The organism is Salinimicrobium soli (assembly GCF_048323655.1).
GTDB lineage: Bacteria > Bacteroidota > Bacteroidia > Flavobacteriales > Flavobacteriaceae > Salinimicrobium > Salinimicrobium soli.
In genome coordinates this window covers 426,428-439,911 of the sequence record NZ_JBLUWW010000003.1, presented here as the reverse complement: position 1 = coordinate 439,911, position 13,484 = coordinate 426,428, and the positions used below count along the sequence as shown (strand labels likewise).

Annotated in this window: 8 protein-coding genes; 3 read left to right on the top strand and 5 right to left on the bottom strand. The window is 40.4% G+C overall.

Features of this window, described 5'->3' with window-relative positions; genetic code table 11:
• Nucleotides 1-4 precede the first annotated feature (4 nt).
• Nucleotides 5-1,705, top strand: coding sequence for a gamma-glutamyltransferase (gene ggt / locus ACNORC_RS11390; RefSeq protein WP_418335768.1), 1,701 nt, complete (start codon nucleotides 5-7; stop codon nucleotides 1,703-1,705).
• 51 nt (nucleotides 1,706-1,756) lie between these two features.
• Here the strand turns inward: ggt and ACNORC_RS11385 are convergent, their stop codons facing one another.
• From ACNORC_RS11385 to ACNORC_RS11365, 5 genes are all read right to left on the bottom strand, one after another.
• A complete protein-coding gene (locus tag ACNORC_RS11385) occupies nucleotides 1,757-2,818 on the bottom strand; it encodes a M12 family metallopeptidase (protein ID WP_418335767.1) in 1,062 nt (353 codons plus the stop codon).
• A 613-nt stretch (nucleotides 2,819-3,431) separates the two neighbouring features.
• Nucleotides 3,432-5,018, bottom strand: coding sequence for a thrombospondin type 3 repeat-containing protein (locus ACNORC_RS11380; RefSeq protein ID WP_418335766.1), 1,587 nt, complete (start codon nucleotides 5,016-5,018; stop codon nucleotides 3,432-3,434).
• 150 nt (nucleotides 5,019-5,168) lie between these two features.
• The gene (locus ACNORC_RS11375; RefSeq protein ID WP_418335765.1) at nucleotides 5,169-6,569 is read right to left on the bottom strand and encodes a hypothetical protein; all 1,401 of its coding nucleotides are present in this window, start codon (nucleotides 6,567-6,569) and stop codon (nucleotides 5,169-5,171) included.
• A gap of 102 nt (nucleotides 6,570-6,671) precedes the next feature.
• The gene (locus tag ACNORC_RS11370) at nucleotides 6,672-8,246 is read right to left on the bottom strand and encodes a thrombospondin type 3 repeat-containing protein (protein ID WP_418335764.1); all 1,575 of its coding nucleotides are present in this window, start codon (nucleotides 8,244-8,246) and stop codon (nucleotides 6,672-6,674) included.
• A 328-nt stretch (nucleotides 8,247-8,574) separates the two neighbouring features.
• Nucleotides 8,575-9,570 (bottom strand): response regulator transcription factor, encoded by a 996-nt coding sequence (locus ACNORC_RS11365; RefSeq protein ID WP_418335763.1) that lies wholly within the window; start codon nucleotides 9,568-9,570, stop codon nucleotides 8,575-8,577.
• A 370-nt stretch (nucleotides 9,571-9,940) separates the two neighbouring features.
• Between ACNORC_RS11365 and uvrA the strand changes: the two genes are divergently transcribed.
• A complete protein-coding gene (gene uvrA, locus ACNORC_RS11360; protein WP_418335762.1) occupies nucleotides 9,941-12,772 on the top strand; it encodes an excinuclease ABC subunit UvrA in 2,832 nt (943 codons plus the stop codon).
• Nucleotides 12,773-12,789: 17 nt separating this feature from the next.
• Nucleotides 12,790-13,479: an LOG family protein gene (locus ACNORC_RS11355; protein ID WP_418335761.1), complete on the top strand. Its 690-nt coding sequence runs from the start codon at nucleotides 12,790-12,792 to the stop codon at nucleotides 13,477-13,479.
• The last annotated feature ends 5 nt before the right edge of the window (nucleotides 13,480-13,484 follow it).

Genomic DNA, 13,484 nt, shown 5'->3' with positions numbered 1-13,484 from the left:
AACTATGAAGAGATTATTACTACTGGCTTTTTTGGCCCTACAATTTTCCTGCAAGACAAGTGAAACCCATAAAGTTGAGGATCAAAAGATCCGCGGAGAAATTGGAGAACACGCCATGGTCGTTTCTGCCCGGGAAGAGGCTTCCAAAATAGGATTATCGATGCTCCTTCAGGGAGGGAATGCTTTTGACGCGATGGTAGCTACTGAAATGGCACTTGCTGTCTCTTATCCCTTTGCCGGAAATCTTGGCGGGGGCGGATTTATGGTCTACAGAAAAGCGAATGGAGAAACAGGTGCCTTGGATTACCGGGAAAAAGCTCCGCTTAAAGCCAGCCGGAATATGTACCTGGATGAGGAAGGCAATGCAGTTCCTGAAAGAAGCCAGGTGGGAGAATTAGCGGTTGGAGTTCCGGGCACTGTAGCGGGAATTTTTGCCGTTCATGAAAAATTCGGTTCCCTTCCTATGGAACAGATCCTAGAACCGGTAATTGCTCTTGCCCAAAATGGATTTGTAATTTCAGAGAACCAGCAGAAGACTTTGGAGGCTTACCAGGAGATGTTCATTAAAGTCAATAAAGACACTATTCTCTTTGCCGGGAATTTTTCCGCAGGAGACACTCTTCGGAATGTTCAACTGGCAAGAACTCTGGAACGACTAGCCCAAAATGGAAAAAAGGAATTCTACGAGGGTAAGACTGCAGAAATCCTTGTTGATTATTTAAAAGAGAGAGGAGGAATTATTTCTTTAGAAGACCTTTCTTCTTATGAAGCAGTCTGGAGAAAACCCATCGAAATAGATTACCAAGGTTATTCTGTCATTTCCATGTCTCCTCCTTCCAGCGGCGGAATTGTGATGGGACAAATCCTTAAGATGATCGAGCCATATGATATTGAAAAATTTGGCCATAATTCCCTGAAAACTATCCAGGTAATCACAGAAGCCGAAAGAAGAGCTTATGCAGATCGAAGCTTTTATTTAGGCGATCCGGACTTTGTGGACATTCCCACACAATTCCTCACTAGTGTGGAATATCTACACAACCGAATGAAGGACTTTACCTTTGAACACGCTACGCCATCTTCCGAAATAGATCACGGCAACATTCCGGGTTATGAAAGCATGGAAACCACCCACTACTCTATTGTTGATCAACAGGGTAATGCTGTATCTGTTACAACCACACTCAATGGAGCTTATGGGTCCAAGCTGTATGTAGAAGAGCTCGGTTTCTTTCTGAACAATGAAATGGATGATTTTAGTGCTAAACCGGGAGAACCCAATATGTTTGGACTATTAGGTGCCGAAGCCAACGCCATTGAACCCGGAAAGCGGATGTTGAGTTCCATGACCCCGACTATCGTTGAAAAAGATGGAAAACTCTTTATGGTGCTGGGTTCACCGGGAGGATCTACAATAATTACTTCAGTTATGCAGACCATTTTGAACGTAGTGGAATTTGACATGGGAATGCAGGAGGCTGTAAATGCCCCACGCTTTCACCATCAGTGGTACCCTGATGAGGTGGTCTTTGAACCAAAATTGTTCGATAAAGAACTACTGGATAGCTTGAGATCAAAAGGCTACCAGGTCAATGAAAGGAACTCCCGCATCCTGGGGAAAGTAGATGCTATTCTACGATTGCCAAATGGCAGCCTGGAAGGAGGCGCAGACAGGCGGGGCGATGATACCGCAGTTGGCTATTAGGCATAAAAAAACCCGGCGGGGCAGCCGGGTTTTTGTTCTGTAATTAATATCTTATCTATAGTACCAGTAACTACCTCTTAAGATAACTTCTTTCCATCCATAGGTTCTTGAGTAGAAAAACCAGGAATCGTTTTTACGGAGTACCCATATACCATACAAGAGATAGGTTTCACCGTTTACATAAATAGGTTCAGGGGTGGTAGTGGTAGTATTTCCTGATGAAGAGTAAGGATACATATTATTCACTCCGGTTACATCCCCAGATGAAAGACCATTCCTTTGGATATTAAATGTGCTTCCATCCTTCTTTACGATTGTTGGTTGACCATTACTTGAAAAAGAATAAGAACCATACATCATAATGGAACCAAAGTCCAAAGAGCTGGTATACTCATCTCCATCATATCCTTGTTCTGCGTAAGTTTTGAAATTATGCTCTCTACCGCTTTGGATATTGTTATAGTTAATGGTAATAGAATTATCCCGGTCAACTCTACTTTGCTCGTGCCAAAGACCAATGGCATGACCTATTTCATGTATAGCATTTCCAGTGGTACAGGCACTCGCGAGAGTAATGTTCTGTTTCCCGCCTGTCATTCCTATATAGGAGGAACAACCGGAGCCGCTAACAAAATATACATAATTGGATTGAGTGGTTCTTTCCACAAAATCAATATTGGTTTTATTTTCCCAATGAGCTATAGCATCATAAACTCTGGCTTTGTTATCTAAGTTAGCATCAATAGCGTAATACACTGTATTATTCGGCCATCTTCCGGAAGTTCTACCTACACTTTTGTTAGCAGGTGGGGTTTCATCCTTCTCATAAACTAATTTAACTGGTTCTTGTGAAACCATATCAGGAGCTAACATTATATCACCCTGATAAATATATTCTCCTCCAAATTCCTCAACTGTAAGTTGTTGTCCTGCAAAATAAACTTCTGTTACATTCCCCAGGGCGGGATTGGCAAGTTCTGCCATTTCATCACTGGACGAGATCTCAACGGGTTCTAAGGCACCAGTTTCTTCGTAATCCTCAACTGGATCTTTACTACAGGAAGCCGTTAAAGCCAAAACCGGTAGGAGATAAATCAATTTAGTTCTTTTCATAAGTAGGTTTTTAATTTTAAACATTCCAGTGCCATTTGGGACAGCACTAGGGTTTATGTTTTTATTTAGATTTTCGCTGGAATTAAGTTCAGTGTTAATCATTCGCTTCAATTTTCAAAAAGAATTCTTAAATTTTTTATTTCTTCTGTTCTAATGTAATAACTGTGCCAAAATCAGATTTATGAGATTTTTAACGAACCTTAAATCAGAAGAAGAGAATGTATTATATTTATTAAACCTCATCAACCTCAACAAATTCAACCCAAATTCTCAACAGGGTTAAAAGTAAATATTATTTTATATTTAAGAAACTTTTTGAAAACTTTAACACTCTGAAATAAAGGTATTTAAATGTTAAATTCCCCATTTGCCGTGGTAGATCAGACAAAGTAAAAAAATTAACAAGGAAAGTATTTATGTGAAAAATATAATAACCGAAGAATCTCGGATAAACTAAATAATTAACAAAAACTGAAAACACAGTTGTGCCCAGTCTGTTATAAAGTAAAAGCCCGGAAATATATTCCGGGCTTTTCCCAAATTTCTGATTCATTAAAAAACCGTCCCATGGTTGATACCAACCATGGGACGGTAATTAAATTAATGGTAAGAACTAATTAACAGGTGTAGAACAGAAAGTTGCATCTATTCTTACATAGAATGGATAATCATATTGATAACCATCAAATGTCTCTGTTATTGGACCAAATCTATCCTCTCCAACTACATTAGCACAAGAAGATTCCCAACAGGTATCGCTCATTGCTCCACCTTCAACAGATGGTCGAACTTCTATTGCGTATGCACTGATTTCATCCTGCTCAGCATAAGGAGTATCTAGAGTTATTCCTATAACATTGTTGGAAAGAGACATGTCAACATCAATTACTGGATCAACACTAAGTCCACCAAAATCAACAACTAAATCAAGATCTGCCCAATCATCAGCACTGTCAATTCTTAACCAGCCGTCCACTGCACCTTCTAGTTCAGTATAATAACAGTCTTGGGCAAGACCTCCTGAAGTGTCTAATTCACAAGCAACATCAAGTTCGCAGCCACCGGTTTCTGGACAACCATTATTACTTATAGGACCTACTTGAAAATCACATTCATCAGCATCATTCATAACACCATCATTGTCAATATCAGGATCACAAGCGTCACCTACACCATCACCATCAAAATCATCCTGGTTAGGATTTGAAGTGTTTGGACAGTTATCGGCTTCCCCACAGACTCCATCTCCGTCTGGATCCTGACCCTCGGGACAATCACCTCCACCGTTTCCACCGTCGTCGTCGTCACAGTTTAGGAATACGTGCCAGTAGAATGCATCAGAATTATTACCAATGTCTCCATCCTCATCAGTATCAAGAAGACTTACTATATCATTCCAGGTAAGGAATCCTGAAGCTGTTACTGTTTCTCCAGGGAAGTCATAATTTCCTTCCCATGGGGTAAGGGTAACTTCATAATATAAATAAGGATCATTTGGTCCTTCTCCCATTTGTGGTTCTGGAATTGCCAAACATAGTGGATCTGCATAATAAACTTCTCCATCCATGCCATAGGCTTCAAGTGGCCTGCCAGAATAAAGTACTTCTTGCACTTCTTCATTAACATAATACCACAGATCCAGGTCATAGTTAGCTACATAGTGTCTGCCCAGGTCGGAACAATAATTGGCAAAGAAACAAAGTTCTCTTAACTCTTGTGGAGTAATATCAAAGAATTGATATCCATAGCGGTTTACCATACGGTCATCGAAACAAAGAACTTCAACATCCTGATAATTTTTGCTTCCTGCTCTTAGGTCAAAGTTGATTGGAAGTGCATCAGTAACAAAATCCTCATAATCACTTCCTTCCATAGGAGCTTTCCAGATGAGTGTACCTCCCTCATTATACACTTCAAACGAGTTCAGACTAACTGCTACCCAGTCTTCGCCGGAAGGAATTGGGATTTCGAGGTCTTCACTATATTCTGTAAAGAGACCGTCTGCGTCAGACTTTATACCCACGGTGGTATTAACAGTAGTAGCACCGGCACCATACACCAGAGAAATTTCTGCGTAGGCCGGAGCGTCTAAAGAACAATCAGGTAATTCATCGGACTGTTTATCAGTAGATCGATTGAAATCAGCCAGTATACTGGAAAAAGTCAATGTAGCTACTTCATCAGAAGATGAGTTTTTCATTGATTCATCTTTACTACAGGATGTGAAGAACAGCGCAAACACTGCTAAACCAGCCAGATAGCTTTTAAAATTTTTCATAATTGTTGTTTTTAATTAATAGTTTGAATGGTTAATAAAGAAGGATGAAGGCCAGCTTCATCCTTCTGTTTTTTAATTTATCATATTGATCTCACCGCAAGCTACCGGAGTAAAATCTTCTAAGTGTAGTACGTAAGACCTGTTGCCAAGATCTAAGGCCGCCACCTGCTCATCGGACAGGGGAAATGTTCTTTCGTATTGTAACCAGGATCCCATTGAAGTCGGTGGAACTTCTACTCCTCCTTCTTCTACGTACAATGACCAGAATACGCCTCCGTAATCTTCACAACTCGCATTCTCGTGGATGTGCTGTGGAACAGGTGAATTCATTGGTCTCTCTACTGCCCAAACAGTAGTAGTAAGGTCATTACCTTCCAGGCTGAAGTAAGCAAAACCAATAGTATCTCCATCATCTAACGTTTTTATACAGGCAGAATAATGCTTAGCATCCACTTCAGGATCAAAGAATGGAGGAGGAATATCTCCCTCACAACCAAATTGGAAGTGATAATAATCTAAGAAACCAGGATTTTCATCATCAAAGAAGTCTTTGATCTCGTCATCCGTAATTGGACCTTCCAGAATAACCCGGTTTAGACCGTCATAGTAACCTTCGACATCTAATAAAGTAATTTCAAACCAGTATGTATCCTGTCCTTCTCTATCTGGCAAGAAGAAACATAATGGATCAGCATACATTTGACCACCGTCTTCCTGAACAAGAGCAGTAGAAGTTTCAGCAAAATACAACTGAGTACCTTTAGTTCCGTTGGAATATTCCCAAACATCTACTGCATATGAAGCAGTTTTATGTCTTCCTTCTGGTCCATCAGGACAGTAGTTACCAAACAGGCAGAATTCGATCATCGGAATTGGAATGATGTCAAAGAATTGATATCCATACTTATTCACAACTCTATTGTCAAAGCAAAGTACTTCAACATCTGAGTAATTCTTAGTTCCGGCTCTCAATTCAATCGCAATTGGAAGAGGATCTCCTACAAATTTTGCATATTCACTTCCTTCCAAAGGTGCCATCCAAATTAAGGTCCCTGGTGCTTCCGGATTTAGTGGATCAGCAACATCATTGTAGATCATGAAGTCATTAAGAGTAACTCCTACTGTTGTTTGTCCTGCAGGAATTGGTATCTCAAGAGCTTCATCATACAATGTGAAATAGCCTTGTGCATCCTGAGAAATCTCCACCACCACTTCCACATCTACATCTGCTCCAGAGGTTTCATAAGTTAAAGAGACAAATGCAAAAGCGGGTTCAGTGTCTGAACACTCAGGCAAACTACTCTCCTGCTTGTTCGCAGCCTTGTTGACAAGGTCATTTAAAATTGGGCCCAGGCTTAAAACAGCCTTATCCCCGGTAATGTCGCTCGAGCCTGAAGAATCCTGCTGACTACAGGAGGTCAGAACCAAAGCCATTACCATAGCATAACATAAATAGCTTTTAATGGTTTTCATAATGATTAGGATTTTGGTTAATAATATTTAGAATGGTTAATTTTTATTATAAGTCATAAGAAACTGCCCCGGGAAAGAATTTCCCGGGCAGTTTGAAAGATTCTAGTCATTTGATGGGCACGCATCTTCGGCATGTACTATTAACCAGAAATCACCATCTCCGTCATCGGTAAAGTCATAGGACAGACCATCTTCACTAGGATAGAAGGTGTTTCCATATTGGCCCGGAGCATTAGATGTTGGTTTGTCATTGGAGAAGAAAATATGAACTTTATCCAAAGTATTACCATCACAGAGGTCTATGGTCACATTTACATCCATACCATTGGCATTAGTAATTGTAACAGTTCCAATAAAGTATCCTTTGGAGGTATCATTTTGACCGGCACCTGCCCACAATGGAGTAATGGTTGGTTCTACATCGTCATCTTCAAGATGAGCCCAACCCCATTTGTTGTTGTTGAACTCAAGTTCAGGATTACCTAAGAATGGTTGATTTCCTTCCATATAGGCAGTTTCACAACTTGGTAAAACATCACAATCAGGACAATCATTTCCAACACAGTCATCAAAATCACATACATCACCAAATCCATCACCATCGCTATCTGCCTGGTCAGCATTACTTGTTAAAGGACAATTATCACAAACGTCTCCTACTCCGTCACCATCTTGGTCGGCTTGATCAGCATTTGCATCACTTGGACAATTATCACAAACATCACCTACTCCGTCACCATCCTCATCAGATTGATCGGGATTAGCAACTAATGGACAGTTGTCACTTACACCACACACTCCGTCACCGTCTGGATCCTGACCTGCTGGACAATCACCTCCCGGTGGAATACCTCCACAGTTAAAGAATATATGGATATAATCTACAGTATCATTAGGTCCAAACAATTCTTCTACATCATTCCAGGATAAATATCCTTCCTCTTCAAGTTCAGGTGCTTCACCATAATAATTTGGCCAATCTGCCAACGTAAGTTTATAATAAAGGTAAACATCCCCTGCCGCTTCACCGTTCATTGGAGCAGGAATAGCAACACATAGTGGGTCAGCATAAAAAGTATCACCATCACTACCTGTTGGAGCTGGTTTATTCCATATTAATTCCATATCACCTTCTCCATAATAGTAATAAAGTTCAAGATCGTAATTAGCTACCTTATCTCTTCCGGTTGGTCCATCAGGACAGTAGTTGGCAAAGAAGCAAAGCTCATAAAGTTCTTTTGGAATGATATCAAAGAATTGATAACCAAAGCGGTTCACTTCTCGGTCATCAAAGCAAAGTACTTCAACATCTGTATAGGTTTTGGAACCAGCACGAAGTTCAATAACAAAACCGTCACCTGTTGGACGGGTCACAAATTTTGCATAATCACTACCTGCCATAGGAGCCGCCCAAATGACCTCACCGGGAGCACCACCATCATCATTCCATACCATAAAATTATGTAAGGTAACGGCCACCGTATTACCTGAATTTACAGGTATTTCTAAAGCTTCATCGTAAGCTGTGAAAAGATCAGTCCCATCAGACAGGATTTCAACAACTAAAGGATCTTGTACGACCCCATTGTATTCTAAAACAAAGGAAGCCCATGCCGCGATATCATCGGAACATGTTGGAATACCATCTTCCTGTTTGTCAGCACTCCGGTTAGCCATATCATTCAAAACAGGGCCAAGAGATAATAGCGCTGTGTCATCCTGTATTTTTACAGAATTTTCATCTTTGCTACAGGACGTAAAAAGCATAGCGAACACCGCCAGATACGCCAGGTAATTCTTAAAGTTTTTCATAATTGAAAAGGTTTTTGATTAATAATATTTAGAATGGTTAATAAATACGTGTTTAGATCTTCTACATAAGAAGTGTTTTAAATGTTTATTAAAACTGGGGGGATGATACTTGCTTCGCAGTTCTTTCCTACAAGTCCTTTAAATGTAGGATTTATCTGAATAAAAGGCTATGGGGGAAATCCCCTATTTTTACCTAGATATCGATCAGATTATGGTTCAATGCGTACACAATACTCTCCAGAATAGTTCCGGAGTGGGTTCTCTTTACAATATTAGCCCTGTGTTTTTCAATCGTTTTTGCTGAAATACACAGGGCTTCAGAAATTTCTTTTGTTTTATATCCTTTACATAATAAGGAGATGATCTCTTTTTCTCTCTTGGTGAATTCTTCACTACAGGAAACGGAATTAGAAAAATAAGCTTCAGTCTCTGCAGATGCCGTTCCGATCTCCTGATTGATAGGAAATTCTTTTCCGGTAAAATTGATCATCATGATCATTTGCCCATTTAGTGCCTTATCAAGTTTTGAAAAGGTCACTTTTGCCTCTCTTAACTTCTCATTCATAAGAAGCGTTGTGGTAGTGGAAGCTTTCAGGTGTTTACTTTTTATAAACTTTCTAAGGGTCTCCCGCACCTTAGCCTTATTTTTATTCAAAACCAGATCAGTTAGTTTAATCTGTTTCCGGGTGGTAACGAAGAAATCTTTTTTAAAAGCATCATTTATCGCGATGATCTTTTCGTCCTGTAGAAGGATCACCGGGTTCTGGAGCAAATTAAAAAGTCCCATAAAAGAATCTTTCCAATAGTTGGTAAGACACCTTTTGGAACTAATTATGTCCTCCATCTCCTCTATAATTCGTTTGTAGGACAAGGAATCATATAGAATACCATCTACATGTTCTTTAAAATTCTTATCCAACACCTTTTTATTCTCTCTATCTCCATAGAGAAAAAGAAAACTTTTGTTTAAGAAGTGTGAACTTTTAAAATTTGGTAAATTCTTGAGACTTTCAAGCCCCAGGGAAGCATAATCTATGAGAATAATATCCGGAAGATATCCCAGTGCCATAGAATAACCGGCGTGCATATTTTTAACGGTAGTAGTTTCGTAGGCTATGCCGGCCTCTTTTTCAATACTTGAACCAAAATCAGAATTTCGGGTAATTAGAAGTAGTTGTCTTCTTTCCATAGTAGATCATTTTCATTGGTGGTTACTTCTAACAAGATTTGTCTTACATTTTCTCTTGTTCCTACTAACATCTCAGGTTGGGGGGGAAAAGCTTCTGAGCCTTTATATTTCAAGTATAAAGATAGATTATCTAGTTCAAAATTAATCCTAATTTTACGTGCTAATTACCTGACAACTAAAAAGTTAAAATATATTTAATGCCTTAATTTTATGTTTAATTATCTAAATTTTAAGCCTTAAAAGTCCGATTTAGGAAAAATTTTGGAGGGGAAATTTTTAGACTTGTAGGAAGTATGAATAACCTGAAAAAATTAACCCCTGTTTTCTCATTTTGAGCAGTTTCTGTACCTTTGCCCTCTTGATTAATTTTATGGCAGAAACTGAAGAATACATTGAAGTTTTAGGTGCACGTGTGCACAATCTGAAGAACATTGATGTTAGAATTCCCCGTGAAAAACTTGTGGTGATCACCGGCCTTTCCGGATCCGGAAAGTCATCCCTCGCTTTTGACACGATATATGCTGAAGGTCAGCGCAGATACATTGAGACATTTTCAGCCTATGCCCGACAATTCCTTGGTGGTCTGGAAAGACCGGATGTTGATAAAATAGAAGGTCTGTCCCCGGTAATTGCCATTGAACAAAAGACTACCAGTAAAAGTCCGCGGAGTACGGTAGGTACGATAACTGAAATTTACGATTTTCTAAGACTCCTTTATGCCAGGGCCGGTGAAGCCTACAGTTACAACACCGGAGAAAAAATGGTGAGCTATGGCGATGAACAGATCAGGAAACTTATCATTGAACGGTTCAGAGATAAAAGAATAAATATCCTTGCCCCGGTAGTAAGGTCCCGAAAAGGGCATTACAGGGAACTTTTTGAGCAGATAGCCAAACAGGGTTTTGTCAAGGTGCGTGTTGACGGAGAGATCAGGGATATAGTTAAAGGAATGAAGCTGGACCGGTACAAGATCCATGATATTGAAATAGTGGTGGACAGGTTAAAGATCTCAGCTCCCGAAGAAATCCAGACAAGACTGAATGAGAGTATCAAGACCGCCATGTACCACGGCGAAGATGTACTCATGGTGCTTGAGCAGGATTCGGAAGAGATCAAATACTTCAGTCGAAACCTGATGTGTCCCACTACGGGAATTTCTTATCCCAACCCTGAGCCGAACAATTTTTCCTTTAACTCCCCAAAAGGCGCTTGTCCGGTCTGTAACGGAATAGGAACGCTTCATAAGGTCAATGTGGATAAGATCATTCCGGATACCAACCTCAGCATAAAGAATGGTGCACTTGCACCTCATGGTCCGCAGAAAAAGAACTGGATCTTTAAGCAGTTAGAGCTGATCGCTGAGAGATTTGACTTCAGTTTAAATGATCCCATAAAAAAAATTCCGCAGGAAGCTCTGGAGATGATCCTTTACGGCGGAAAAGAAAAGTTCTCCAAAGAATCCAAAACGTTGGGAATTACCCGGGAATTTAAGATCGATTTTGAAGGAGTAGCATCTTTTATTGAGGAGACCTACAATAATAATGACTCTACTTCCCTTAGACGTTGGGCAAAGGATTATATGGATAAGATCATATGTCCCGAATGTACCGGCAGCAGATTAAAAAAGGAGTCCCTTTACTTTAAGATCAACGAAAAGAATATTGCGGAACTCGCACAAAAAGACATTGTAGATCTCGCTACCTGGTTTGATGAGGTAGAACCTGAACTATCTGAAAAACAGCGGAAGATTGCTTCCGAAATTCTGAAGGAGATAAGAGTAAGACTGCAGTTCCTTGTGGATGTAGGGCTGAATTACCTGTCGCTCAACAGGGGCTCGAAATCTCTTTCTGGAGGGGAAGCACAACGAATTAGGCTCGCGACTCAAATAGGCTCTCAGCTGGTAGGAGTATTATACATTCTCGATGAACCAAGTATTGGTTTGCACCAACGGGATAATGAAAAACTGATCAACTCCCTTGTCTCCCTGCGCGACCTTGGAAATTCTGTTATTGTGGTAGAGCACGATAAGGAGATGATCGAACGGGCAGATCATGTTATTGATATTGGTCCTGAAGCCGGCAGACATGGTGGAGAGATCATTAGCCAGGGAACGCCAGAGGAGATAAGGACCCACAATACCATTACCGCCAATTACATGAACGGAACTATGAAAATTGAAGTTCCGAAGAAAAGGCGTAAAGGAAATGGAAAGAGCATTGAACTCAAGGGCGCCACTGGAAATAACCTGAAAAATGTTTCAGTAACTTTTCCATTGGGAAAAATGATCGCAGTGACCGGGGTTTCTGGAAGTGGGAAATCTACCCTTATCAATGAGACCCTCTACCCTATTATGAATGCCCATTATTTCAACGGGGTAAAAAGGCCAATGCCTTACAAGAGCATTAAAGGATTAGAACATATTGATAAAGTAATAGATATAAACCAAACGCCGATAGGCCGCACGCCGCGGTCAAACCCGGCTACTTACACCGGAGTTTTTTCGGAGGTGAGAAATCTCTTCGCAAAGACTCCGGAAGCCATGATCAGGGGATACAAACCCGGTAGGTTTAGTTTCAATGTTAAAGGTGGACGTTGTGAGACCTGCAAAGGTGGTGGGCTTCGGGTCATTGAAATGAATTTCCTGCCCGATGTTTATGTGGAATGCGAGACCTGCCAGGGAAAACGGTTTAATCGGGAAACTTTGGAGATCAGGTATAAAGGAAAGTCTATTTCAGATGTACTTGAAATGACCATCAACGAGGCTACGATCTTTTTCGAGAATATTCCGAAGGTGTACCGAAAGCTTAAGACCATAAAGGACGTAGGTTTGGGGTACATTACTTTAGGGCAACAGAGCACTACACTTTCCGGAGGAGAAGCCCAGCGAATTAAACTTGCTACTGAACTTTCTAAAAGAGACACCGGGAATACATTTTATATCCTCGATGAACCTACCACAGGGTTGCATTTTGAAGATATCAGGGTCCTTATGGATGTTTTGAACAAGCTGGCCAACAAAGGAAATACTGTTTTGATCATCGAACATAACCTGGATGTTATCAAAATGGCAGATTATATTATCGACATAGGGTACGAAGGCGGAAAGAACGGCGGCGAAGTCGTGGCGACTGGAACACCTGAAGAAGTAGCAAAACACAAGAAGAGTTATACGGCACAATTCCTACAAAAAGAATTATTTTAGCCGCAATTGAAAATTATATGAGAACCGAAACAAGAAATAAAAGCTGGAACGAGATTAAGACCAATGATTCCTGGGCGATCTTCAAGATCATGGGAGAATTCGTGAACGGCTATGAAAAATTAAGTCAGATCGGGCCTTGTGTTTCCATTTTTGGAAGCGCCAGGACAAAACCGGACAATAAATACTACAAGCTAACGGAAGAGGTTGCCAAAAAAATTGTGGAACATGGCTATGGAATTATCACCGGAGGAGGCCCGGGAGTAATGGAAGCCGGTAATAAAGGGGCGCACCTGGCTGGAGGAACATCGGTGGGACTGAACATTCACCTGCCTTTCGAACAACACGACAACCCCTATATTGATGGAGATAAGAACATCAACTTTGACTATTTCTTTGTGCGCAAAGTAATGTTCGTAAAATACTCCCAGGGATTTGTAGTAATGCCTGGAGGATTTGGCACCCTGGATGAACTTTTTGAAGCTATCACTTTGATACAGACCAATAAGATCGACAAGTTCCCTATCATTCTGGTAGGAAGAGATTTTTGGAGCGGTCTTATTGACTGGGTGAGAGCAACCTTACTGGATAGTTTTCAGAACATAAGTGAAGGAGACATTGATATTGTGCAGGTAGTGGATACTGCTGAAGAGGTAATCGAGATCCTTGATAAATTCTATGATGAGTATAATCTCAGTCCGAATTTCTAAAAAGG

Bases quoted from the DNA above. Each gene is read 5' to 3' on its own strand.
- ACNORC_RS11365 (WP_418335763.1), bottom strand. From the start codon at position 9,570: ATGGAAAGAAGACAACTACTTCTAATTACCCGAAATTCTGATTTTGGT.
- ACNORC_RS11355 (WP_418335761.1), top strand. From the start codon at position 12,790: ATGAGAACCGAAACAAGAAATAAAAGCTGGAACGAGATTAAGACCAAT.
- ACNORC_RS11370 (WP_418335764.1), bottom strand. From the start codon at position 8,246: ATGGCTAACCGGAGTGCTGACAAACAGGAAGATGGTATTCCAACATGT.
- ggt (WP_418335768.1), top strand. From the start codon at position 5: ATGAAGAGATTATTACTACTGGCTTTTTTGGCCCTACAATTTTCCTGC.
- uvrA (WP_418335762.1), top strand. From the start codon at position 9,941: ATGGCAGAAACTGAAGAATACATTGAAGTTTTAGGTGCACGTGTGCAC.
- ACNORC_RS11375 (WP_418335765.1), bottom strand. From the start codon at position 6,569: ATGAAAACCATTAAAAGCTATTTATGTTATGCTATGGTAATGGCTTTG.
- ACNORC_RS11380 (WP_418335766.1), bottom strand. From the start codon at position 5,018: ATGAAAAACTCATCTTCTGATGAAGTAGCTACATTGACTTTTTCCAGT.
- ACNORC_RS11385 (WP_418335767.1), bottom strand. From the start codon at position 2,818: ATGAAAAGAACTAAATTGATTTATCTCCTACCGGTTTTGGCTTTAACG.